This is a genomic window from Acinetobacter lactucae, from assembly GCF_013344765.1.
Taxonomy (GTDB): Bacteria; Pseudomonadota; Gammaproteobacteria; order Pseudomonadales; family Moraxellaceae; genus Acinetobacter; species Acinetobacter lactucae_A.
In genome coordinates this window covers 1-25602 of sequence record NZ_JABVBF010000026.1, presented here as the reverse complement: position 1 = coordinate 25602, position 25602 = coordinate 1, and the positions used below count along the sequence as shown (strand labels likewise).

20 protein-coding genes and 3 tRNA genes are annotated in these 25602 nt (G+C 38.7%); 8 read left to right on the top strand and 15 right to left on the bottom strand.

Annotation, left to right across the window (positions count from 1 at the left end; translation table 11 throughout):
* The first annotated feature begins 334 nt into the window (after positions 1-334).
* From glnA to HUN22_RS04790, 5 genes are all read left to right on the top strand, one after another.
* Positions 335-1750 carry a type I glutamate--ammonia ligase gene (glnA, locus tag HUN22_RS04810; RefSeq protein WP_174726724.1) on the top strand — a complete coding sequence of 472 codons (1416 nt, stop codon included), beginning with the start codon at positions 335-337 and terminating at the stop codon, positions 1748-1750.
* A 125-nt stretch (positions 1751-1875) separates the two neighbouring features.
* A complete protein-coding gene (locus tag HUN22_RS04805) occupies positions 1876-2385 on the top strand; it encodes a chorismate--pyruvate lyase family protein (protein WP_174726723.1) in 510 nt (169 codons plus the stop codon).
* On the top strand, positions 2382-3260 hold the full coding sequence (ubiA, locus tag HUN22_RS04800; protein WP_174726722.1) for a 4-hydroxybenzoate octaprenyltransferase: 879 nt from the start codon (positions 2382-2384) through the stop codon (positions 3258-3260). The genes HUN22_RS04805 and ubiA overlap by 4 nt, the downstream gene beginning before the upstream one ends.
* Positions 3261-3371: 111 nt before the next feature.
* Positions 3372-4709 carry an alpha/beta hydrolase family protein gene (locus HUN22_RS04795; RefSeq protein ID WP_174726721.1) on the top strand — a complete coding sequence of 446 codons (1338 nt, stop codon included), beginning with the start codon at positions 3372-3374 and terminating at the stop codon, positions 4707-4709.
* 99 nt (positions 4710-4808) lie between these two features.
* Positions 4809-5009 carry a hypothetical protein gene (locus HUN22_RS04790; RefSeq protein WP_000082790.1) on the top strand — a complete coding sequence of 67 codons (201 nt, stop codon included), beginning with the start codon at positions 4809-4811 and terminating at the stop codon, positions 5007-5009.
* 9 nt (positions 5010-5018) lie between these two features.
* Here the strand turns inward: HUN22_RS04790 and HUN22_RS04785 are convergent, their stop codons facing one another.
* From HUN22_RS04785 to HUN22_RS04760, 6 genes are all read right to left on the bottom strand, one after another.
* Positions 5019-5462 carry a DUF2726 domain-containing protein gene (locus HUN22_RS04785; RefSeq protein ID WP_000464147.1) on the bottom strand — a complete coding sequence of 148 codons (444 nt, stop codon included), beginning with the start codon at positions 5460-5462 and terminating at the stop codon, positions 5019-5021.
* Positions 5463-5518: 56 nt separating this feature from the next.
* Positions 5519-5594, bottom strand: a tRNA-Asn gene (locus HUN22_RS04780).
* Positions 5595-5775: 181 nt separating this feature from the next.
* A tRNA-Asn gene (locus HUN22_RS04775) sits at positions 5776-5851 on the bottom strand.
* Between the two features lie 8 nt (positions 5852-5859).
* A tRNA-Asn gene (locus HUN22_RS04770) sits at positions 5860-5935 on the bottom strand.
* Positions 5936-6081: 146 nt separating this feature from the next.
* Positions 6082-6708, bottom strand: coding sequence for a superoxide dismutase (locus HUN22_RS04765; protein WP_000208082.1), 627 nt, complete (start codon positions 6706-6708; stop codon positions 6082-6084).
* A gap of 145 nt (positions 6709-6853) precedes the next feature.
* On the bottom strand, positions 6854-7612 hold the full coding sequence (locus HUN22_RS04760; protein WP_174726720.1) for a Nif3-like dinuclear metal center hexameric protein: 759 nt from the start codon (positions 7610-7612) through the stop codon (positions 6854-6856).
* Between the two features lie 194 nt (positions 7613-7806).
* Here HUN22_RS04760 and HUN22_RS04755 point away from each other — a divergent pair, with 194 nt between their 5' ends.
* A complete protein-coding gene (locus HUN22_RS04755; RefSeq protein WP_174726719.1) occupies positions 7807-8982 on the top strand; it encodes a S1C family serine protease in 1176 nt (391 codons plus the stop codon).
* A 42-nt stretch (positions 8983-9024) separates the two neighbouring features.
* Here the strand turns inward: HUN22_RS04755 and HUN22_RS04750 are convergent, their stop codons facing one another.
* The 6 genes from HUN22_RS04750 to ahcY form a co-directional block, all read right to left on the bottom strand.
* On the bottom strand, positions 9025-10263 hold the full coding sequence (locus tag HUN22_RS04750; protein ID WP_174726718.1) for a multifunctional CCA addition/repair protein: 1239 nt from the start codon (positions 10261-10263) through the stop codon (positions 9025-9027).
* Positions 10264-10354: 91 nt separating this feature from the next.
* Positions 10355-12625, bottom strand: a complete 2271-nt coding sequence (locus HUN22_RS04745) for an NADP-dependent malic enzyme (RefSeq protein ID WP_057074397.1) — start codon at positions 12623-12625, stop codon at positions 10355-10357.
* Between the two features lie 237 nt (positions 12626-12862).
* Positions 12863-15715 carry a GGDEF domain-containing phosphodiesterase gene (locus HUN22_RS04740; RefSeq protein ID WP_174726717.1) on the bottom strand — a complete coding sequence of 951 codons (2853 nt, stop codon included), beginning with the start codon at positions 15713-15715 and terminating at the stop codon, positions 12863-12865.
* Positions 15716-15850: 135 nt separating this feature from the next.
* Complete coding sequence (locus HUN22_RS04735; protein WP_174726716.1) at positions 15851-16573, bottom strand: 16S rRNA (uracil(1498)-N(3))-methyltransferase; 723 nt, start codon at positions 16571-16573, stop codon at positions 15851-15853.
* An 18-nt stretch (positions 16574-16591) separates the two neighbouring features.
* On the bottom strand, positions 16592-17428 hold the full coding sequence (gene metF / locus HUN22_RS04730; protein WP_174726715.1) for a methylenetetrahydrofolate reductase [NAD(P)H]: 837 nt from the start codon (positions 17426-17428) through the stop codon (positions 16592-16594).
* A 71-nt stretch (positions 17429-17499) separates the two neighbouring features.
* Positions 17500-18882 carry an adenosylhomocysteinase gene (gene ahcY / locus HUN22_RS04725; protein WP_016145934.1) on the bottom strand — a complete coding sequence of 461 codons (1383 nt, stop codon included), beginning with the start codon at positions 18880-18882 and terminating at the stop codon, positions 17500-17502.
* A 222-nt stretch (positions 18883-19104) separates the two neighbouring features.
* On the opposite strand from ahcY, the gene HUN22_RS04720 reads away from it, so the two are divergent.
* Entirely contained in the window at positions 19105-19641 is a 537-nt protein-coding gene (locus HUN22_RS04720) for a cysteine peptidase family C39 domain-containing protein (RefSeq protein WP_174726714.1), read from the top strand.
* 38 nt (positions 19642-19679) lie between these two features.
* Here HUN22_RS04720 and HUN22_RS04715 read toward each other — a convergent pair whose 3' ends face one another.
* The 3 genes from HUN22_RS04715 to lipA form a co-directional block, all read right to left on the bottom strand.
* A complete protein-coding gene (locus HUN22_RS04715) occupies positions 19680-20063 on the bottom strand; it encodes a carboxymuconolactone decarboxylase family protein (protein ID WP_174726713.1) in 384 nt (127 codons plus the stop codon).
* A gap of 106 nt (positions 20064-20169) precedes the next feature.
* The gene (locus tag HUN22_RS04710; RefSeq protein WP_174726712.1) at positions 20170-22632 is read right to left on the bottom strand and encodes an acyl-CoA dehydrogenase; all 2463 of its coding nucleotides are present in this window, start codon (positions 22630-22632) and stop codon (positions 20170-20172) included.
* A 279-nt stretch (positions 22633-22911) separates the two neighbouring features.
* A complete protein-coding gene (lipA, locus tag HUN22_RS04705; RefSeq protein WP_002118167.1) occupies positions 22912-23925 on the bottom strand; it encodes a lipoyl synthase in 1014 nt (337 codons plus the stop codon).
* 196 nt (positions 23926-24121) lie between these two features.
* Here lipA and sthA point away from each other — a divergent pair, with 196 nt between their 5' ends.
* The gene (gene sthA, locus HUN22_RS04700; protein WP_002118117.1) at positions 24122-25534 is read left to right on the top strand and encodes a Si-specific NAD(P)(+) transhydrogenase; all 1413 of its coding nucleotides are present in this window, start codon (positions 24122-24124) and stop codon (positions 25532-25534) included.
* Positions 25535-25602: the final 68 nt, after the last annotated feature.

Below are 25602 nucleotides of genomic sequence, written 5' to 3'. Positions count from 1 at the left end.
GTAGTAAGAAAATCGGCTTTCTACATGAGAAAGTATTATGATCATGAATGACTGGTAGATATTGATGCAATGGTTCATATTAGCGCAACAATATTGCACTAAATTAGGGCGATTAAGAGCTATTCTTGTATGCCATAATTTGAAAATGTCTGAATATGGTGCATTTCACTATGCAAACAGTATAATGGGTTCAAGACAAGGGGCCTAAATCATCGATAGTTATAAGCAATTCAATGTTTTAGGTAAGTCTTATAAAGTTGGTATGAGATTTGCTTTATAAATACCAGCAACTAACACGCACTTAACGAGTGCAACAAAATTTCATTGGAGCAAAATGAGCATGGCGAACAAGGTCCTTCAACTCATACAAGAAAGTGGCGCAAAATGGGTCGATTTTCGCTTTACTGATACTAAGGGTAAAGAACAGCACGTAACTTACCCAGCTGATTCTATTGATGAAGATACTTTTGAAGACGGTAAAATGTTTGATGGTTCTTCAATCGCTGGTTGGAAAGGCATTGAAGCATCTGACATGATTTTACGTCCAGATGCAGAAACTGGTTTTGTTGACCCGTTCTTTGCTGAACCAACTGTAGTTGTGACTTGTGACGTTATTGAACCTTCAACTGGTCAAGGTTATGAGCGTGACCCACGTTCGATTGCTCGCCGTGCAGAAGAATACTTAAAATCTACAGGTATCGGTGATACTGCATTCTTCGGTCCAGAACCAGAATTCTTTGTATTTGACGAAGTGAAGTGGGACATCGATATGTCTGGCGCTCGTCATACATTAATCGCTGAAGAAGCTGCTTGGTCTACTGGTAAAGACTACGAGTCTGGTAACTCTGGTCACCGTCCACGTGTTAAAGGCGGTTACTTCCCAGTTCCTCCAGTTGATTCTTCACAAGATATGCGTGCAGAAATGTGTGCAAAAATCGAAGACATCATGGGCCCTGGTCGTGTAGAAGTACATCACCACGAAGTTGCTTCTTGCCAGTTAGAAATTGGTGTGAGCTTTAATACACTTGTTCGTAAAGCTGACGAAGTTCAACAGTTCAAATATGCAGTTTGGAACGTTGCACATCAATATGCAAAAACAGCTACGTTTATGCCTAAACCAATGGTAGGTGATAACGGTTCTGGTATGCACGTTCATATGTCTATCTCTAAAGATGGCAAGAACTTGTTTGCTGGTGATGAATATGCAGGCCTTTCAGAAATGGCGTTGTACTTCATCGGTGGTATCATCAAGCACGCTCGTGCATTGAATGCAATCACAAACCCATCTACAAACTCATACAAGCGTTTGGTTCCTCACTTCGAAGCACCAATTATGCTTGCTTACTCAGCGCGTAACCGTTCTGCGTCTATCCGTATTCCATACGTTTCTAGCCCTAAAGGTAAGCGTATCGAAGCTCGTTTCCCAGACCCAATGATGAACCCGTACCTAGGTTTCGCTGCATTGTTAATGGCTGGTATCGACGGTATCCAAAACAAGATCCATCCGGGCGAAGCTGCTGATAAGAACTTGTATGATCTTCCTCCAGAAGAAGAAGCAAAAATCCCAACAGTTGCTCATAGCTTAGATATGGCTCTTGAAGCACTTCAAGCAGATCACGAATTCTTGTTAAAAGGCGGCGTGTTCACTAAAGAAATGCTTGATGCATACATCGAACTTAAAACTGAAGATGTACGTCGTCTTAACACGACTACTCACCCAGTTGAATTCGATATGTACTACAGCTTGTAATACGTATTTCATAAAAAAGCCTGCATATGCAGGCTTTTTTATTGCTTAGAATGTTGATTGAATTCTCTACGTTTTTTATCAAAAAATTGGAGTAAACTAGGTGCGAGTTTTCATGTGAGCAGATTATGCGTAAACGGCAACCAGTACTTAAACAGGAAAAGACTTTAAATCCTGAGTTGAAAACATGGTTGTATGCGTCTGGTTCTCTGACTCAACAATTAACTGAGCTTGGTGGTGGCCAGTTCAGTGTAAAACCCTTTAAAGAACACTTTCAGCGATTAACTTTTGCAGATAGTCAATGGATGAATATGTCTCATGCTCATACTTCGTGGGTAAGGGAGACCTATTTATATGGCTGTGAAGCAGAGCCGTGGGTGAAAGCAAAAAGTATTTTTCCAATTCAAAGCTTACAAAAAAAAGCCCGTATATTTCAGCATATTGGTTCTAAACCGATTGGCTTTTTTCTATTTCAAAGAACAACTCCGCTTTGTGACCGCCGTGTCATTCGTTTGCCAGAAGGTTGGACACGACAAAGTTGCTATACTTGGCATGGATGTAAATTTATCGTCCAAGAAACATTCTTACCGGCTTTTGAAGCTTTTTTAAATCAGCAGCACGACAAGGAATTACTATGACGACTGCAACAGGCACAACATGGCGTCAGCGTTTAGAAGCTTATTATTATCTCTGTCGATTTGATAAGCCAATTGGTACTGAACTGGTATTTTGGCCAACCATGTGGGCGCTTTGGGTTGCATCAAAAGGAATACCAGATCTAGGTATTCTATTTGTCATGATTTTAGGCGTGATTTTTATGCGTGCTGCAGGATGTGCCATTAATGACTTTGCAGATCGTAAAGTAGATGCTTATGTTGAGCGCACTAAAACACGTCCTTTGGCAACTGGCGTGATTCGTGCGAGAGAAGCTGTATATGTGTTCTTGGTACTTGTTTTAGCAAGCGCATGCCTATTATTCTTTTTACCCATCGAAACCTTTTATTGGTCATTTGGAGCACTATTTTTAGCGTTTATTTATCCATTTATGAAACGCTATACCAATTTGCCACAAGTATTTTTAGGCGCAGCATTTTCATGGTCAATTCCTATGGCCTTTACGGCGGTAGGTAAAACTCCAGATTTGACTTGCTGGCTTCTCTATTTTGGTAATTTGGCTTGGACTGTAGCTTATGATACTCAATATGCAATTACAGATCGTGAGTATGATTTAAAGATTGGTGTGAAATCTACAGCTATTCTTTTTGGCCGATATGACATCCAGATTATTGCACTTTTACAGGCATCCAGTCTTGTTTTGATTGGTGCAGCATTATATTTAGAAAACATCTTATTCCCATGGGCAATCATTGCTTTGGTTGTAGTGGCATTCGATTTTGTATATCAAACAATTAAAACCAAAGACCGCAACCCTCAAGTCTGCTTTTGGGCATTCCGTCACAATCGTTGGGTTGGATTAATCATTTTTCTTGGAATATTTTTAAATTTCATATAGTAAAAATGACCGTGAGGTTGAAAAGTGTTCTATGCAGAGCACTTTTTTTATGTCTTAATATTTGTGCATAAAAAAATATGCGGAATAAATAACACATAAAAAGGATATTCTATGAAACGGTCAAACATTGCTTTAGCTATAACATTATCAATTTCAGCACTATTTCTTACAGCGTGTAATGACGATGATGATGACTATATTGGTGTTAATCCCGATAAAACTTATGTTTCTGAAAAAGCCTATTCTAAAGATACTTTAAGTGGTGCTTCATCTATAAAAGTGATGACATATAATATGGTCAATGTACAAGGGAAAACAGCTGAAGCAACTGCTTTGGTAATGTTCCCTAAAGTTGCTCAACCGAAAGATGGTTATCGCGTAGTGGTATGGGAGCACGGCACAGTAGGTGTAGGGGATAGTTGTGCACCAAGCAACAATACGATTAATCCACGCTTTAAAATTTTAGCCGATACATTATTGGCAGCTGGATATGTGATTGTGGCACCAGATTATGAAGGTCTTGGTACAAAAGGAATCCATCCATATCTTAATTTAGCTAGTGAAGCTAAATCTGCATTAGCAGCTGTTAAAGCAGCAAAAGATCATTATGGTTCTCAGTTAAATGGCGATTGGATGTCTGTCGGTCAGTCACAAGGAGGTCAGGCATCTATAGGTACTGCTGAATATGCAAATACAGATATCACATATAAAGGTGCAGTTGCAGGTGCGCCTGCATCGAGCTTGGGAACGATTATTCTTGATGTGGCACCAAATGCACTAGCATTAATTGAGCAGCAAGAAATAGCAGGTAATGTAGCTTTAGATAAACGAGTATCTGTTGACTCTTATGCTACCTTGCTAGCTTATGCCGCTTTAACTGGTGTAGGTATTAAAGCCTATGAACCACGGTTTGAATATAGAGATATATTTCAAACAAGAACGAAGTCTTTAGCTGAGTTTGCGGAAGGAAGTACAGGAGAAAATGGTCTGTGTTTAGATAGCACTGATCCGAGTCTTAGTCTAATTAATAAATTTAAAGAAGATATTATTAAATTTATGACAGATAACCCAGATAAGAAAGTTATGGATTATCCTGGGCTTGATGTTAATAATTTTAGGTCAAATGAGACAGTTCAGAAATTTTTACTCGCAAGTCAGCCTGGTACAAAACGTTTAGATAAACCTATATATATTGCTCAAGGTAAAAATGATACTAATGTCCCTTATCCAATTACTCAAATGATGGTGGCTGGATTGGTAACCTTAGGGTCACCTAACATTAAACTAGATCTGGTAGAGAATGCGACACATACTCAAGCAATTGTTTGTAAAAATGCTGATATCTATCGATTTATTCAAACTAATATGCCAGCTAAGACAAATGTGGTTGTAGACCCATCGATAATTGATGCTAGTGGAAAACCAGAATGTACTGGAGTAGCACAATAATTTTTGTATTTAAAATATTAAAGTTAAAAGGGTCCTAAAGAGGGCCCTTTTTTTGTTATATTGTTACGCATTCTGAAATCGATACCGTTTGAGTCACTTATGAGCCAGCAATCTGTTGAAAAAAAATCTGTTCCTTGGTTATTAATGGGATTAGGTTTACTTATTCCTTTTCTGATTATTGGAATACTTTTTTTGGCTGCAAAAAGTGATGCTCAGAATAAGAAACAATATGAACAGCAGCGTTTAGAAATGGAAAAAAGAATAGCTGAGAAAGAAGCTGCCAATTCTGACAAGAAATAACAGTAGTTTTTAATAAATATCTTTTTGTAGCTGGCGTACACTCGGGATGTTTGTATAGCGTCTTACGATATAACCTGCCTCTATGAGCATTTGATCACGAAGACGATCTTCTTCTACTTTCTCAAGGTGAGTAGGGTCATCTAGCTCAATAATGGCTATTACTTCCATGTTTTCATCAAGCAAAACAAAATCAGTGACTTTACGGTTGAACTGACTACGAATCTTATAATCATTACTGGTTATTAATGCGCTAAAAGCCACTTGTGCTAGAACATGATAACTTGGGAAACTCTGTTTTAAGCGTATAAACATTTGAGTTTCAAAATTAGTAATAACAGGACGGGCAAAGAACTTTTGTTTTGGAAATAAATAAGGACGTAAACAAACAAGAAGAAAAATACAGGTGCTTAAGCAACCTAAAATAATAAAAAATAAGTGACTCGATTCAAACATGTGAAGACATCATACAAATAAAAACCCACTCATAAGGAGTGGGTTTTTAAGAATCTTGGCTCTCCCACCTGGGCTCGAACCAGGGACCTGCGGATTAACAGTCCGTCGCTCTACCGACTGAGCTATGGGAGAATCTGGAAAGGGATTTTAGGCAGGAAAGGGGGCGAGGTCAAGGGTTAATAATGGAATTAGTGAAAATATCTAACTGATTGGTTTAAAAATATTCGAAACATTGATTTTATTCAAAATAATAGAAAAATATTAAATGATTAGAAAAGAAAAAGCCCACAATGAATGTGGGCTTTTAGAATCTTGGCTCTCCCACCTGGGCTCGAACCAGGGACCTGCGGATTAACAGTCCGTCGCTCTACCGACTGAGCTATGGGAGATTAGTAGATGGCTCTCCAACCTGGGCTCGAACCAGGGACCTGCGGATTAACAGTCCGTCGCTCTACCGACTGAGCTATTGGAGAATCTGATGCGCATTTTATGGATGAAATCTAAAAGCGTCAATAAGAATATTAAAGAAAATGAATCGTTTGCTTGATTAATATGCTTTTGTTGTACTAAAAATAAAAAAACCACCCAAAACAGGGTGGTTTTTTATAAAGAAATAAAATTATTTCTCTACACCAGCTGGTTGGCCTGCAAGTTTTGCATTTGCATAGTCCCAGTTCACAAGGTTTTCTAAGAAAGTTGCGATGTATTTAGGACGTAAGTTACGGAAATCGATGTAGTAAGCATGTTCCCATACGTCAATTGTTAATACAGCAATTTGACCATGTGCAAGTGGAGTGTCTGCATTAGAAGTTTTAGTAATAGAAAGTTTACCGTTTACTTCATCAGCAACTAACCAAGCCCAACCTGAACCGAATTGAGTTGTTGCAGCAGCAGTAAATTCTTCTGCAAATTTTTCGTAGCTACCAAAAGCTTCGTCAATTTTAGCAGCGATTGCGCCAGTAGGCTTACCACCACCGTTTGGCTTCATGCTGTTCCAGTAGAAAGTGTGGTTCCAAACTTGAGCAGCATTGTTGAAAATACCAGCTTTAGATGCATCACCAGCAGTTGCTTTAATGATTTCTTCTAAAGTTTTACCTTCAAGGTCAGTACCTTTGATTAAGTTGTTTAAGTTAACAACATAGGTATTGTGGTGTTTATCGTGATGGTATTCTAAAGTTTCTTTACTGATATGTGGCGCTAAATCATCATAGCCATATGGAAGTGCAGGTAAAGTAATGGTTGTCATGTTCCTATTCCTTGCATTTGCTGGGTTATACAATTAAGTGGCTCTATTGTAAATGATTCTGGATGCAATAGGGCAGCCTTTTAAAGAACTATACACAATAAAGATCTAATTAATACGCATAACACAGATTGAAAAAAAGACTTAATTAAATCGGATTATTCAATTCAAAATATTCACTTTCAACTGAGAACTGTTTTGAGATCGCTTCTGCCAAACGTTGAACCCCATAACGTTCGGTTGCATGGTGACCACAAGCAAAATAATGAACACCTAACTCTTTTGCTTCATAAAAAGTTCGCTCACTGACTTCACCTGAGATATAAGCATCACAATTTTGCAAAGCCGCTTTAGCAATAAAATCCTGAGCCCCACCTGTACAGAAGCCCACTTTTTGAATGCTTTGTTTTTCTGCTGGCAAATGAATCACCTTAAAATCAAAACTGTTTTGTAGTTTTGCTTTAAATTCATCAACAGAAAGCGCTTGCTCTAAATAACCAATATTACCAATCGGATGTTTCTCGGTTAAATCGAGTGGTTCTAAATTCTTCAAGTTTAGTTTTTCTGCAATGGCTACATTGTTGCCCAGAGTTGAGTGTGCATCTAAAGGTAGGTGGTAAGCGACTAATGAAATATTATTTTGGATGAGTTTCTTAATGCGGTTGCCGCGCATTCCTGTAATTGGGTACGGTTCGCCTTTCCAAAAGTAACCATGGTGTACGAGTAATAAATCTGCATTTTGAGCAATTGCTGCATCAATAGCATCTTCGGAAGCAGTAACCGCACAAACGATACGCTTTACTTCAGTTGAACCTTCAATTTGCAGGCCATTAGGTGCGTAATCTTTAAATTCTGCCGTTTTTAAGGTTTGGTCGCACCACTGAATAATTTCATGCAAATTCGCCATGATATTTCCTGAATTGAGTAGTAAATAATTGCTAAATCTATAGAAACATATTTTGCTGTGTAACTAAAGCTAGACAAATCTTTTTTGACTTTTTTATGTATATCGAAATATTTAATTTAAAATGCTTAACTGAAAAGTCTTTTTGTTCAATATATTAATTTAATTAAAAACTTCTTTGCGTAGAGGATATGAACGTGCGCCGCACCTTTACATGGTTACCTTGGGTGTTACTTATTATTGTAATTGCCAGTTTTATTGCATGGCAAAAATACCATCAGCCGAAACCAACTGTTGCAGTTGATGGGGTGCAAATGCCTGCCGAGAAAGTTGAACCATTGGTTGATACTTCACGAACGGGTGGGGTGGTATCTTATAGCGCTGCGGTAAAAGTTGCAGCACCAGCAGTTGTTAATATTTTTACAACCCAGAAAGTTAAACAAAATCATCCATTATTAAGTGATCCGGTCTTCCGCGAATTTTTTGGCAATCAGGTTCCTGAACAACAACAGCAAAATGAAAATAGCTTAGGCTCTGGGGTTATTGTACGAGCTGACGGTTATATTCTTACGAATAATCATGTAATTGCTCAAGCTGATCAAATTGTAGTGGCATTACATGACGGGCGTCGTGCAGAAGCAACGATTGTTGGAACAGACCCTGATACTGATTTAGCTGTAATTAAAATCGATTTAGATAAATTACCTGTGTTGCCATTTAAACTAAGTGGTAATGAAGTAGGTGATGTTGTCTTGGCAATTGGTAACCCATTTGGCGTTGGACAAACGGTAACTCAGGGTATTATTTCGGCGACTGAACGCTCTGATTTAGGCATCAATACCTATGAAGACTTTATTCAAACGGATGCTGCAATTAACCCAGGAAACTCTGGTGGAGCATTAATTGATGTTGCTGGGAATTTAATTGGTGTAAATACGGCTATTTTCTCTCAGTCAGGTGGTTCTTTAGGCATTGGTTTTGCAATTCCTGCTAAAGTTTGCCAGCAAGTTTTAAACTCAATTCTAAAAGATGGCCGTGTCGTCCGTGGATGGTTAGGTATTAGTTTAGTGCCACCTACACAAGAAGATGTATTAGCACCAAAACAGCAAATTGGAGTTGTAGTTGCAGATGTCTTGAAAAATGGTCCAGCTGCATCAGCAGGTATCAAGATTGGTGATAAAATTATTCAGGTTAATAATGAAAAAATCACTTCGGCATCTCATTTGATCAATTATGTGGCATTACAAGCGCCTAATAGCGAAATTAATGTCATGGTTGAGCGAGATGGGAAGGAACAAAACTTTGTGGTAACAGTTGGCGAAAGAAAAAACCAAAATACTCAATCACAATTTATACCACTGCCTAAACAGTAAAAATAAAAAAGCCTCATTATGAGGCTTTTTTATTGGATTGAATTAAGAATGAGAGGGTGCTTGATGTTGATGTTTGAACTCAGTTAAAGCATCAATACGATATTGAATTAACATTTCGCCAATTTCAGCACCCTTAATGTTCTCTGGTAAATCCTGAACCTTAATAGAGCGAACGATTTGCATCGCATCTAACATGTACTGAGCTTGAGGGTAAGGCCGATCTTCTAAACCTAATCTTCCTTTAGCATCACATTCACATGCCTGTACAAAAGCTTCCACTCTCTCAGGACGGCGTAATACATCTAGGCGCTGTAATAGACGCCATACAGTTCCAGGTTTTAACGACATAATCTGATGACATTTTAGATGTTCTTTACATACTGATAAGGCCAACTGTCGAGTTTGAGTTGGAACTTTTAAACGTTCACATAGCTCAGTAACGGGTTTCACTCCACGTTCTTCATGCATGATGTGGCGAGGAAGTTCGTTAGCTGGAGTTAATGCTTTACCCAAATCATGTACTAACACAGCAAATCGAACATCAAGCGAATAATTCGATTTACAAGCTTGCTGTAATGACATTAAGGTATGTATGCCGCAGTCAACTTCTGGATGATATTCAGGGCGCTGTGGTACACCAAACAATGCGTCAATTTCAGGAAAAAGATGTTTTAACGCCCCACAGTCACGTAATGTTTGAAAATAAACATCTGCGTGATCTTCTAAAAGTGCACGTGAAGTCTCTTTCCATACGCGTTCTGGTGTTAAGGCATCAAGCTCACCTGAGTCAGCCATGGTTTGCATAAGCTGCATTGTCTCGGGCGCAATTTGAAAACCATATGAAAAATAGCGAGCCGCAAAGCGTGCAACACGTAAAACACGTAAAGGATCTTCAGCAAAAGCTTCTGAAACATGACGTAAAGTTTTATTTTCTAAATCGGTTTGACCGCCATATGGGTCATATAGTTTGCCATCTTGATCCATTGCTATGGCGTTGATGGTTAAATCACGGCGAATTAAATCTTCTTCTAAACTTACTGTAGTATCGGTAAAAAATTGGAAGCCGTGGTAGCCTTTACCAGATTTTCTTTCAGTACGTGCAAGTGCATATTCTTCTTTCGTTTCGGGATGAAGAAACACAGGGAAATCTTTGCCTACAGGTTGAAAACCTTGGGCGAGCATGTGTTCCGGCGTTGCACCGACCACAACATAATCTTTTTCTTGATAGGGATGCCCAAGTAAAAAATCACGGACAGCACCGCCTACTAAATACACTTGCATGAAAAAACCTCTATTCTTCAAGCAATCATGCTACAGAATAGAGGTTTTCTCAAGTCATTAGAGATGCTTTTCGTAAAAAGCAGTTTCTAAATTACTTTTCTTGTTGTTGGATTTCAGCCACAGTTAAAGCAGTCATATTGATAAGACGACGAGTAGTTGCTGTCGGTGTCAAAATATGAACAGGTTTTGCTGCGCCAAGCAAAATTGGACCAATCGTAACGTTGTTACCAGAAGTCGCTTTCAATAAGTTAAATGAAATATTGGCTGCATCTAGGTTTGGCATAATGAGCAAGTTTGCAGAACCTTTGAAACGTGAACCAGGGAATGCAAATTGACGAATATTTTCATCTAATGCTGCATCACCGTGCATTTCACCTTCAACTTCAAGCTCAGGAGCTTGCTCAGATAAAATACGATAAACTTCACGCATTTTTTGAGCACTTGAATCAGTTTGGTCACTACCAAAACTTGAATGAGAAAGTAGGGCTACACGTGGAGTAATACCAAAACGACGTACTTCTTCAGCCGCTAAAATAGTCATTTCAGCAAGTTGTTCAGCAGTCGGATTTGTATTTACGTAGGTATCAGCAATAAACAAATTACGATCTTCAAGCATTAATGCATTTAAGGTGAAGAAGTTATTCATACCTTCTTTAAGACCAATCACATTGCGTACAAAGTCAAGGTGAATGTTATAGCTACTGTAAGTACCACATAACATACCATCTGCTTTACCGAATTTAACCAGTAGAGATGCAATTAACGTTGAACGGCGGCGAGCTTCACGTTGAGCATATTCAACAGTGATGCCTTTGCGTTGCATTGTTTGATAGTAATCTTTCCAAAACTCTTCATACATCGGGTTTTGTTCTTGATCTACGATCTCAATATTTACGCCGTGTTGTAAACGTAGGCCTAATTTTTTGATGTTAGCTTCAATGACTGCTGTACGACCTACTAAAATTGGTTTAGCTAAATCTTCATCAACTGCGATTTGTACGGCACGTAATACGCGTTCATCTTCACCTTCAGCATATGCAATACGTTTAGGATCAGTTTTTGCTTGAGCAAAAATCGGTTTCATCAAGAATGCAGAGTTATAAACAAACTCAGATAATTTTTGACGGTACGCAGAGAAATCTTCGATCGGACGAGTTGCAACACCTGAATCCATTGCAGCTTTAGCAACAGCAGGGGCAATTTCTAAAATTAAACGTTGATCAAGTGGACGTGGAATTAAATAGTCACGGCCAAATGACGCAGATTTTTCGCCATAAGTAGCTGCATCAGCTTCTACGTGTGCCATACGTGCAATTGCATGTACACATGCAATTTTCATGTCTTCATTAATCGTTGTTGCACCAACGTCAAGTGCACCACGGAAAATGTAAGGGAAACATAATGCGTTGTTTACTTGGTTTGGATAGTCAGAACGACCTGTTGCCATGATCACATCAGGACGTACCTCATGTGCATGTTCAGGTAAAATTTCTGGATCTGGGTTTGCTAAAGCAAAAATAATAGGGTTCTCAGCCATCTGTTTCACCATTTCTTTGGTGAGAATACCAGCAGCAGAAAGACCCAAGAACATATCAGCACCAGCCATTACTTCATGTAACTGAGTCGCTTTAATGTCTTGAACATAACGTTTTTTCGATTCATCCAAGCCTTCACGTGAAGTAGTGAGTAGACCGCGAGAATCGGCAACAATGATATTTTCTTTATTTACGCCTAAAGCACAGAGCAAGTCTAAACATGAAAGGGCAGCAGCACCTGCACCTGAAGCTACAATTTTGATTTCATCAATTTTCTTATTTACAAGTTGCAATGCATTGAGCAAAGCTGAACCTACAATAATACTTGTACCGTGTTGATCATCATGGAATACAGGAATTTTCATGCGTTCACGAAGTTTCTTTTCGATATAGAAACATTCTGGCGCTTTAATATCTTCGAGGTTAATACCACCGAAAGTTGGCTCAAGAGAGGCAACAATATCTACAATTTTATCGGGATCGTTTTCTGCAATTTCGATATCAAATACGTCAACACCAGCAAACTTCTTGAATAGAACCCCTTTACCTTCCATTACAGGTTTAGAAGCTAATGGGCCAATATTACCTAAACCAAGAACAGCTGTACCGTTACTGACTACGGCAACTAAGTTTCCGCGAGCTGTATATTTAGCAGCAGTTGATGGATCACGTTCAATCTCTAAACATGGCGCGGCAACTCCTGGTGAGTAGGCTAGAGCCAAATCTCGTTGGTTGACAAGTTGCTTACTTGGGGTGACGCTGATTTTCCCTGGGTTTGGATATTCATGGTAATTTAAAGCGGCCTGTTTTAAAGATTGATCGTCCATCTGAGTCTCTATTTGATACAAAAAAGCAAACTAGTCAAATTGCTCATTGAGGGAGAGGCAACTCGGCTCTTTAACTATGCTTTAATTTTTATCAATTAAGAGAATAGTAGACGAATTGCCAATAGCCCCATGGTGAGCTAAATGCTAAAGAATATAACACTACTTCTTTATTTCTCACAGTCAAAAACGCTCATTTTTGGAAAAAGCAGTATAGGTAAAAATAGATGACAGAAACAGTTAAGAACTATGTGAGTTTGTTTGTAGATAAGGAGTGATCTGCTCGGCAGGGATTGGACGACTAAAGAAATAGCCTTGTAAAAAATCACATTGTTGTTTTTGTAGATAGCTCACTTGTTCTTTTGTTTCTACACCTTCAGCAACCAGTTTAAGCCCCATACTTTTGCCCATCGCAATCATTGCATTTACGATCGCTTCTTGTTTGTGATCACCAATTTTAGAAATAAAAGCACGATCAATTTTTAAAACATCAATTGGATATTCTGTTAGATAGGCTAAAGAAGAATAACCTGTACCAAAGTCATCTAAGGCAATTGAGATATCTCGTTGTTTTATTGCATGTAATAGTGTTTTTACATTGTCCGTATTGTCTAAAAGGGCTGACTCTGTAATTTCAAGTTCGAGATCTGAACCTTGTATATTATATTTTTGCAAAATTTCATCTAAATCATTGAGTAATAAGCCTCGATGTATCTGTTGAGCGACAATATTTACAGAGACTTGAATATTGATATAACCCGCATTTTTCCATTCTTGTAGTTGCTTTCCGACTTTATCTAAAACAACCTTACCAATATCCGAAATCAGGCTACTACGTTCAGCAAAAGGTATGAACATATTAGGCATGACTAATCCTTTTTCGGGATGTTGCCAGCGAATGAGTGCTTCAAAACCGATAATGGATTGATCATGTAGACTAATTTTGGGCTGGTAATAAACCATAAATTCATCATTTTGAATGGCTTTACGTAGCTCTTGCTCTAAATCGGCAGTTTTATAGGGGTGAGTTGTTTTATTGCAATAATAGCAAATTGTATTGCCACCTAACCGTTTTGCCTCTGAAAGTGCTTGCTCTGCATGGTTATTAAGATGGTCAATTTGTCGGCCATGCTCAGGAAAGCATGCCACACCGATAGAAGCGGTAATAAAATATTCGTGATTATCAATATAAAAAGGTGCATTTAGCGCTTGCAAAATATTTTGGCAATATTGCTCAATATTTGGATGAATTGGGGAAATTTCGTAAATAATTGCGAAATCATCACTATTTAAGTAGGCGACTAAAATTGCGTTGATATTGATTAAGCGTAATCTTTGTGCGAACTGTTTAAGTAGTTCGTCACCACTATCATTATTTAAAAATTCATTGAAAGCGCGGAATCGATCGATATTTACCCGTATTAAAGCTAGATTTTTGATGTTATATGAAGGATTTACAAGATATTGGTGTAATTGATTGTAATAGTAAAGGCGATTAGGTAAGTGGGTGAGGCTATCATAATTTTTTAAATAAGATAGGTGTTGCTCTTGTCGTTTTTGTTCAGTGAGATCACGTGCAAATCCAATATAATTGGTGATTTGATTGAACTCATCTTTGACTACATTGATATGCAACCATAAATATGCGCTTTTGCCAGAATTAAACTTTTCGTCAAACTGACCCATATATTCTCCTGTCTCAAGGAGTTGCTGCTTTATTGATGTATGAAATTGTTGTTGTAATTCTTTTTGATTAATTGTAATGCTAAATAACTCTTTATTGAGAAGTTCTGCTTTAGAAAATCCGGTTAATTTTTCATAGTAAGGATTAATATCAATATAGTTTAAGTGTTCATCTAAAATAAAAATTCCTTCAGCAGCTTGCTCAAGCACAATTGCAGATAGTCTTAGATGTTCTTGATCTTTTTTCTCTTGATGTATATCTCGGGTCATTCCAACCATGCGAAGCGCTTTTTGTGTTTCAGGATCTCTCGTAATGACGCGACCTACATCATGAATCCATCGCCAAGAACCATCTCGGCGTAAAATTCGAAAGTTGATATTAAAATGATCTGTAATACCTTCTAAATGTTGTTTTAAACGTTCCTCAAAAAGCTTTTTATCACTTGGATGGATACGATCTAATATTGTATTGAGATGAATAACGGCGGTCTGACTTTGCTTTTGCTGATCGAAAAACGTAATTTCTAACTTTTGATTTTCTATATCCCAATCCCAAGGTCGGATACCCGCAGTTTCATGAGCAAAAGCTAAATTGTAGTGATGGCTTTCGAGTTGCTCATTCATTTTAGTGAGATCATAAGTACGTTCACGTACTTTTTGCTCAAGTAAATGATTATTAAACTGAAGTTGGGCTTCAATATCTTTGGACTTATTCACTTCTTGTTGGAGCTGTACACATAATTCTTCAGCCCATTGAGTATGTTGGTCTGAAATTTGAACAAGCTGTTTATTTTTTAGTAATAGTTGAGAAATCTTTTGGTAATTACGTTGAGTTGCGTATGCACAAAGTACAGTTGCTATAAAGGTAAGGTTATAGGCAAAATAAAATGGTAATTCAGGAATTGGGTAGTGTGTGAATTGAAATAACAATAATGGCAAAGTACTGGGAATAAATAGGAGATAAAAGTATCGAGGTTGTTGTGTTAAAAAAGTCAGTCCAATGATGTGAGCTGACGTAATAAATAAAGCAATTAGAATATGAGCATCTGGTAAAGCAACTAACTCGGGAGGAAGATAAAAATGAATAACCGTGACATTTATTCCAATTAGAATTCCTGAGAACAAACAAATACCTTGTAAGACACGATCTGCTTTTTTTGTAAAGTTGATAGTACGATAGTGAGTTAAAATGTTTGGAGTAAATAATAAGCAGATAAAAGAAGCGATAGTCAGTCCAATCGACCAGCTAAATGGTGTTATTGAAGATGAAAAATAATAAGAAAAAATACCATATGAAATGACGCACAGTAGTATCAGGCTAAACAAATACCAGCGTATATATTGAGTTGAAAGTTTCAGCTGTTCAATTTTTGTTTGATGCTGTAGATATTCTTCCTGAAGCCCAGACATAAGATTTTTCTATCCTATTTTTTTACATATATACAGAAAGAATCTGATTTATCAGTGAAAAAGAATTTGAAAATTTTATTCATACAATAAAAGTAAATTAACTTTAAATCACGATTTAATCAATGTTCAGAGAACTTAGGTGGATAAAAATCGATAATTTAAAATAGATAAGGCAACAACAGGGGCAGTTTCTGTACGTAAAACACGGTCACCAATGCACCAGTTCATAAAACCAGCTTGATTGGCTTGGGTAATTTCATTTTCACTTAGCCCACCTTCTGGACCAATCAATAAGGCAAGTTCAGGTTGTATTCCTGCCAATACATCTTTTTGTTCTTTTTCTGGTGCTAAAACAAATTTAGATTGAGGAAGTTCAGGTGAACTTAACCATTCATGTAATGAAATAGGTGCTAATACTTCTGGGACTAAGTTCAAGCCACATTGTTCACATGCTGCAATTGCAACAGCTTGCCAGTGATCTAATTTTTTTTGATCTCGATCGTATTTTAAGCGCATTTCACAACGCTCACTGGTCAGTAATTGAATTTTGCTTACCCCCAGTTCGGTTGCTTTCTGAATGGCATAATCCATTCGATCGCCTTTACTCATGACTTGCCCCAAGATAGCTTTAAAAGGAGCATTACGGTTTGCAGGCTTAAAATTCTCAATTGTGACAAAGGCATTTTTTTTATTAATTTCGGTTAACGTTGCGAGATATTCGCCACCTTGTCCATTAAATAGAGTTGCTTGTTCTTGTAGTTGTGCACGTAAAACACGCACCCAATGATGGAATACTGATTCTGTCAGTTGAATTGTTGAGCCAACTGTAAGTTCAGTTTCGATAAAAAAACGGTTCATTGGGTACGCCTTACAAAATTAATTTAAACCAAGATCAACCACGAGTTGACGAGTTGGCTCGATTTGATTCATTGAATAGAAGTGTAAACTTGGTGCGCCACCTGTGATGAGGCGTTCACATAACTTAACAACAACTTCATGACCGAAAGCTTTAATACTTTCGCTGTCATCGCCATAGGCTTGTAACTGCTTACGAATCCAGCGAGGAATTTCAGCACCCGTACCATCTGCAAAACGAATTAAGTTGCTTGCATTGGTAATTGGCATGATTCCTGGAGCCACTGGAATGTTAATTCCCGCATTTTCCAAGCGCTCTATAAAATAAAAGTACGAATCTGGATTAAAGAAGAATTGAGTAATTCCTGCATTAGCACCAGCTTGTACTTTTTCAATAAAACGTTGAATATCTGAATCAAGGTTTTCAGCTTGAGGATGCATTTCTGGATAAGCTGCAACTTCAATATGAAAATGATCACCTGAGTGCTCACGAATAAAGCGTACTAAATCTTGAGCATAAGGAAGCTCGCCAAGTCCAACCTGACCAGATGGTAAGTCACCGCGTAAAGCGACAATACGGTTAATGCCTTGAGCTTTATATAAATCCAGTAACTCAGCAATACGCGCTTTATCATCACCAATGCAAGAAAGGTGAGGTGCAACTGGCGTACCTTTACCGTTGAAATCTTCAATAGCAGCAAGAGTACGTTCGCGAGTAGAACCACCAGCCCCATAAGTAATTGAGAAAAACTCAGGGTTTAATAGTTGTAATTCTTGGTGAACAATACGAAGTTTTTCAGCACCTGCATCAGTTTTTGGCGGGAAAAACTCAAAAGAAATAGGTGTACGTTTAGTCATGTCAAATCCTTGTAAACAGCGAAACATTTTTAGAAAAAAGGGCAGTCGGTTCACCGTCTGCCCTTAAATTCTTAGTATTTGTAAGCGTCAGACTTGAATGGTCCCTCAACAGCAACACCTAAGTAATCGGCTTGTTCTTGAGTTAACTGAGTAAGTACACCACCGAAACCTGCAACCATTGCAGCAGCAACTTCTTCGTCAAGTTTCTTAGGAAGAACTTCTACGCGAATTTTTGCAGCTTTTTCATTTGCAGGAAGGTCAGCAAATTTCTCTTGGAATAAGTGAATTTGACCTAAGACTTGGTTAGCAAAAGAACCGTCCATCACACGTGATGGGTGACCAGTTGCATTACCAAGGTTTACAAGGCGGCCTTCAGAAAGAAGGATAAGGTAGTTGTTTTCATCTTCTGAACGATAAACTTGGTGAACTTGTGGCTTAACTTCAACCCACTTATAACCACGTAAGTAAGCAGTATCAATTTCAGTGTCGAAGTGACCGATGTTACATACAACTGCACCAGCTTTTAAGCTATCTAACATTGCAGCATCACATACGTGGTAGTTACCAGTAGTGGTTACAACAAGGTCAGTGTTGCCAAGTAAGTCGTGGTTAATATCTTCTTTTTTGCCTGTTTGTACGCCGTTTTTGTATGGAGATACAACTTCATAGCCGTCCATACATGCTTGCATTGCACAAATTGGGTCAACTTCAGTTACACGAACGATCATGCCTTCTTGACGTAAAGATTGAGCAGAACCTTTACCCACGTCACCATAACCAACTACAAGCGCACGGCGGCCAGACAAAAGCATGTCAGTTGCACGTTTGATTGCGTCATTTAATGAGTGACGGCAACCGTATTTGTTGTCGTTTTTAGATTTAGTAACTGAGTCATTTACGTTGATTGCAGGAACTTTCAAGGAACCGTCTTTCCACATTTCGATAAGACGTTGAACACCTGTAGTAGTTTCTTCAGTAATACCGTGAATGCGTTCTAAAAGAGCAGGATATTTTTCATGAACAAGAGCAGTTAAATCACCGCCATCATCCAAGATCATGTTAGCATCCCAAGGCTGACCATTAACATTGATCTGTTGTTCTAAACACCATACATATTCCTCTTCAGTTTCGCCTTTCCAAGCAAAAACAGGAATACCGCGAGCAGCAATTGCAGCAGCAGCGTGATCTTGGGTTGAGAAAATGTTACATGATGTCCAGCGTACTTCAGCACCTAATTCAACAAGCGTTTCAATAAGAACCGCTGTTTGAATGGTCATGTGAATACAACCAAGAATTTTTGCGCCAGCAAGTGGTTTTGAAGCTGCATAGCGCTTACGTAAGCCGATCAAAGCTGGCATTTCTGCTTCAGCAAGTTTGATTTCTTTACGACCGTAGTCAGCAAGTGAGATGTCAGCAACTTTGTAATCTGTAAATGAAGCATTAACCGCGTTCATCAGGATCTCCTAGGGAAAAAATAGTATGGATCGTTCTGTTCGCGGATGCCGTTGTTGGTTAAAACGAGTGTTTAACCGATTGTCGAGCCTGGCAAATTGATCTTTAGTGCCGATCATTTGTCGCAGCATCCCTCGACTAGCGAAACATTGTACTTGGAAAAGCTTTTAGTGCCAATCCAGTTTTGTTTATTATCTGCCTAATTATCCTTATAGATTCAATTTATGGCAGTAAATATTCCCCACGCTATAGCAAACCTCGAAGCAAACTGTGGTGTTTTTGCGGTTTGGATGGTGCTTCAACATCATGGGGTACAAATTGATGTTGCTGAGCTGATTAAAGTTTGCCGACACGATGAAGGGGGCACTTATACAATTGCTTTAGCCGTTGCTTTAAAGAAATTAGGATTTGAAGTGTCATTTCATTCAGATGAAGATCCTCATATTAGCCAAAGTGAACGCATGAGCTATAAAGAAGCAAAGGTATTAAAAATACCAACTGCTCCAGCACTGAGCTATCGAGATATTCAAGCTGCGATTCAAAACGGAAAAATGGTGATTGTCTATTACGATACTTTAGAAGGCGTTGGAAATCAGTCGCTCATTTATTCTATTGACCAAACAGAAATCTGCTTTTTTGATAGTTTTGAACCGATGTCTGCGGCTCTTTTTGAAAAGCAACGTCAAGTAGAGGGCATTTGTCGTCAGGCTATCGTGATTGATGATCGTAATTTTCAGATGCAGTCAACCAAAGTGAATTAGATAGAAAAGAGCCAGTAGAGTGCTGGCTCATATTGAAGTTAGTTTTGTTGATATTCTTGAATCACTTCTAAAGCAGCACGAAAAGCTTCTTGTGTCGCAGGCGCACCGCAATATGGCAGGCTATGCAATAAAGTTTCTTGGATCTCTTCAACTGTACAACCATTGTTGAGCGCGCCACGAACATGGCCTTTAAGTTCTGTAGGGGATTTAAGTGCAGTTAACATTGCTAAAGTAATTAATGAACGATATTTACGCGGTAGCACACCTTCACGTTGCCAAGTAGAACCCCATGCATGTTCATTAATCCAGTCTTGCAATGGCTGAGTAAATGGTACGGTATTCTCTTGGGCTCGCTTTACAAAAGATTCACCCATCACTTCTGTGCGAACTTTTAATCCATTTTCGTAATCTTGCTTAGACATTGATTTCTCCTAAAAATAAAAGCGTCGATTGACGCTTTTATGGCTGTTTATTAATTAATGCGAATCAAAAATGATTGCAATAGTGAATTAGTGGAGGCATCAGTCACTAAATTTGATGAGGGTTCGATAAAGGAAGATCTTTATTTAAATCTTCATCAAACACATCTGTAAGCATGCTATCGAATCGAATTGCGTTGTATCGCAATAATTGTTGAGCTTCACTTTCAGAAATAAAACCTTCTTTTATTGCTTGTTCAATATTTTCTTCAAAAGTAAGTCCTGTAAATTTACCTTTGGATTCAGCCTTTTTAAACTTATCCCAAAGCGGTTCAAGCGTTCGTAGAATTTGGAAGGTATGTTCTAAACGTCCAGTTACATCATCGGCTTTGGTTGAGTAAAATACATGATGTTTAAGTTGTTCTCTGAAAGGATGCTCTTGCATCATGAGTTCAGCGACTTGTTGTTTTAACTCATCATCTGGTTTTGAAATGACACGACCAAAAGGGAAGCAGATCCATTTTACCAATGCTGCAGGAAGTTTAGCCGGGAAGTTTTCAAATAATCCCCAAAATGCTTCCTGAATATTCAAGAAAGCTTTTTGTAGTGCTAATTTAGCGTGAAGTTGTTCGGCTTCAGTTTTTTGTCCAGCTTCATAAAATTTTAAAATCGCAGTAGAAATAAAAAGGTGCGCGTGAATGTCAGCCAAGCGACCTGATAACATTTCTTTGCGCTTTAAATCTCCTGCAAGTAAACCAAGAGACATATCCGAAACAAGTGCGAAGTTGGCACTAAAACGATTAATCGTTTTATAGTAACTTGCGGTGAATTGATCTGCTGACTGAGGCGCATCGCTTGAGCCACCTGTCCAACCGTAAGCAAACGATCTAGCACCGCGGTTAAAGGTATAGGCTAAATGTTTAAATAGTAAATCATCGAATTTTTTGACTGAATTATTCTTATCTTCAGATTGAAGGAGTTGTAACTCTTCAAATAGATAAGGATGACAACGCATTGAGCCTTGACCAAAAATCATCAATGAACGGGTCAAAATATTTGCACCTTCGACCGTAATTGCAATTGGAATTGCTTGATAGGTCAGGGCAAGGAAATTACGTGGCCCAAGTTGAATTGCACGTCCGCCAGCAATGTCCATTCCGTGATTGACGACTTTACGCATCGTTTCAGTTGCATAATATTTTGCCATGGCCGTCATCACGGCAGGGGTTCCACCTTGGTTTAGGCCACATGTCACTAAATAACGGAATGCTTCAAGCATGTAGGCATCGCTGGCAATTTCACTGGTTGCTTCTTGTACGCCTTCAAACTTTCCTACTGAAATATTAAATTGCTGGCGAATTTTCGCAAAAGCCCCAACGGTTAAATAGCTCATTTCACCTGCTGCTGTTGCTAGAGCTGGAAGAGAAATACCACGGCCAACGCCCAAGCATTCCATGAGCATTCGCCAGCCTTTACCAGCATTTTCTTGTCCGCCAATAATCCAATCAATAGGAATAAAAACATCTTCTCCTTCTACTGTTCCATTCATAAATGGAGAACCTGGATAATGACGTGCTCCTATTTTTACCCCTGCATGACTGGCAGGAATGAGGGCACAGGTAATACCGTAGTCTGTTTTACTTTTATCGCCGAGTAGGCCTTCCGGGTCATAAAGTTTAAATGCTAGACCAACAACAGTTGCAATTGGCGCAAGCGTAATCCAGCGTTTAGAGAAGTTCATGCGGAGCCCAAGAACTTGAGCACCTTCATGTTCGCCGTAACAAACAACGCCTGAATCTGGAATGGCACCAGCGTCTGAACCTGCTTCTGGGCTGGTTAAACCAAAGCATGGAATTTCTTCACCTTTGGCAAGGCCCGGTAAATATTGTTGCTTTTGAGCATCAGTACCGTAGTGCATGAGTAGCTCACCCGGCCCTAATGAGTTAGGAACCATACAACTCACAGCAGTGGTGAGCGAGCGTGAAGCAATCTTGCTCATAATTCGGCTTTGGGCAAATGAGCTAAATTCTTTGCCGCCAAAGGATTTTGGAATAATGAGACCTAAAAAACCTTTGTCTTTAATAAATTGCCAAACCTCTGGTGGAAGATCTTTTAAGTGATGATGAATTTCCCACTCATTGAGCATGCTACAAAGTAGCTCAACTTCATTATCAATAAAGCTTTGTTCTTCTTCTGACAACGTTGGGTAGGGATACTTTTCAAATTGAGACCAATCGGGTGCCCCCATAAACAATTCTTTTTCCCACCAACTGGTACCTGCCTCTAAAGCCTCTTGTTCAGTCGTGCTGATGCTCGGCATTGAGTTTGCTAACGTTTTATACGCAGGTTTAGTAATTAAATTAAAGCGTAATGGTGCAAATAAAATAATAATACTAAGGGCAATGAGGGGAATGCCTAAAATAAGAGCCCATGGCGTTAATATGAGTGCAGTAAATATTGCTACAGCAATCGTAATAACACTGCCAATCGTTCTGTTTAGATTAAAAAAGAAAATTGCCCATATTGCAAAAAGCTGAATGACAATGCTTAAAACAAAGAGTAGGAAAATCATACTTGCTCCTTGCTAGATAAGTCCTCAAGTTAGAAGTTGCGAAAAAGCGAGGAGAGATTTAAGGCTTAACTAGCTAATTTTTAATGCTGTTTGAATTTAATTTTTTATGTCGCAATTGATGTATATGCTAGAGCAGGGATATATCGTACTTTTAGGTATAAGATATTTTTAAGTGAAAGTGTAATAGGTTGTTTTATCGATTTGTCAAGAAATGTTATTGATTTTCTTATACAAATAAAAAGCCCTCTGAGGTAGAGGGCTTTCGTAGATATTTAACTTTTAAGCTTCGACGACTTGAACAGCAATTTTTTTAGCTGGATCTACTTTACGACGAACTTCTGGTACGGGTTCACCGTGGTATTGACGATCAGCAAAGTAACTTGAACGAACCATTGGTGCAGACCAGATATTTCTAAAGCCAAGTTTACGGCCGTGTTCTGCATAACGTTCGAATTCTTCTGGCGTTACAAAGCGGTCAATTGGCGCGTGTTGTTTAGAAGGCTGCAAATATTGACCAATAGTCACATAGTCAACATCGTGAGCACGCAAGTCATCAAGCAATGCAATAACTTCTTCTTCAGTTTCACCAATACCCACCATCAAACCACATTTTGTTGGAATGTCTGGGCAATATTCTTTAAACATTTTTAATAAGTTTAAAGAATGTTGATAGTCTGAACCTGGACGCATTGCTTTATAAAGGCGCGGTACAGTCTCGATGTTGTGGTTAAATACGTCTGGCGGACATTCAGTCATAATGCGTAAAGCAATATCCATACGTCCGCGGAAATCTGGTACCAAAATCTCAAGCAATGTATTTGGGCTTAGTGCACGAGCTTCTTTGATACAGTCCACAAAGTGTTGTGCACCGCCGTCAAGTAAATCATCACGGTCAACCGAAGTAATTACTGCATATTTGAGCTTAAGATTAGCAATTGTCTCTGCCATATGACGAGGTTCATCTGCATCGAGTGCATTTGGACGACCATGTGCTACATCACAGAAAGGGCAACGACGTGTACAAATATCACCCATGATCATGAATGTTGCTGTACCACCACCAAAACATTCTGGTAGGTTTGGACAAGCAGCTTCTTCACAAACGGTATGGAGTTTTTGAGCACGTAAAGTGGTTTTAATACGCTGAACTTCTTCTGGTGCCGTCATCTTGACACGAATCCAGTCAGGTTTACGCGGCACTTCAACCGTAGGTACAACTTTTACAGGAATTCTTGCGACTTTTTCTGCGCCACGAAGTTTTACACCCTGTTCAGGTTTACGGTGTTCTGACATATTTAACTTTTCCACTCGTTTATAGAGACATTGACATTGTATTATAGCGAACTTCTGTAGTTAATAGCGGAAAATAACTATTCATATAATAAATGTGGTTATTCAGAAATATAGGGTTGAGAAATACATAAATTCACCGCATATTAGCCATAATTTATTATAAAATATGGTCATTCAAGTGAGGAAGGAGCTTTCAATGCCACGTAAAAAAGAGGTCGTTAGTGGGAATTTCGTTAAATACGATGCGGTAGTTCTCGGTTCTGGACCTGCAGGTGAAGGCGCGGCAATGAAGCTTGCAAAAGCGGGTAAGCGTGTTGCAATTGTAGATGTACGTGATCAACTCGGTGGTAACTGTGCACACGTAGGGACTATTCCAAGTAAAGCATTGCGTCAAACAGTTTCTAGTATTATTCGCTACCAGCGTGATCCAATGTTTCAAAAAGTAGGTGAATGGAAACAATTCACCATGAAACAGGTGTTGCGTAATGCACATAAAGTAATTCAACAACAAGTTGATACACATACACGTTTTTACGATCGTAACAAAATCGGCGTATTTCATGGCCGTGCATATATTCAAGATAAAAATACAGTTTTAGTTTTTAGCCATGAAGGCATTAAAGAAACCATTATTTGTAAACAAATCGTGATTGCGACAGGTAGTCGTCCTTATCATCCGCAAGGTCTAGACTTTGATCACCCTCGCGTATTCGATTCAGACAAAATCCTTGATCTTGATTATTCAATTCAAAAAATTATTATTTACGGCGCGGGTGTTATTGGCTGTGAATATGCCTCAATCTTTATTGGTCTAGATCATAAAGTTGACTTGATTAATACTCAGCAAAAATTATTAAGTTATCTAGATGATGAAATTGCAGATGCTTTGTCTTATCACTTACGTGAACAAGGTGTATTGATTCGTCACAATGAACAAATGGATCACCTAGAAACGTTTGATGACCATGTTGTACTACATTTACAAAGTGGTAAAAAGATTAAAGCCGATGCGATACTTTGGTGTAATGGTCGTTCAGGTAACACAGAAGGCTTAGGTCTTGAGAACGTTGGGTTAGTACCAAATAACCGTGGTCAACTTTCAGTAAATGATCAATATCAAACTGAAGTTGAAAATATTTATGCTGCTGGTGACGTGATTGGCTGGCCATCACTTGCTTCTGCTGCTTATGACCAAGGGCGCTGTGCTGGCGCAAACATGAGTGGTGAAGACGCGAAGCCAGTACGTGATATCCCGACGGGTATCTATACCATTCCGGAAATCTCATCAATTGGTAAGAATGAACAGGAATTAACGGAAGAGAAAATTCCGTATGAAGTGGGTCAAGCTTCTTTCCGTCATTTGGCTCGTGCACAAATTACTGGTGATACAGTGGGTGAGTTAAAAATTCTTTTCCACCGCGACACTATGGAAATTTTAGGTATTCATTGTTTTGGTAATAATGCTGCCGAAATTATCCACATTGGGCAAGCAGTTATGCACAGCCCAAACAATACTTTGAAATATTTCGTTGAAACGACATTTAACTATCCAACCATGGCTGAAGCATATCGCGTAGCTGCGCTCAATGGTATGAATCGCTTATTTTGATTTTAAATAAGTTTTTAATAAAAAAGCCCGCAAACTTGCGGGCTTTTTTATTTTCATTAGACCATAGG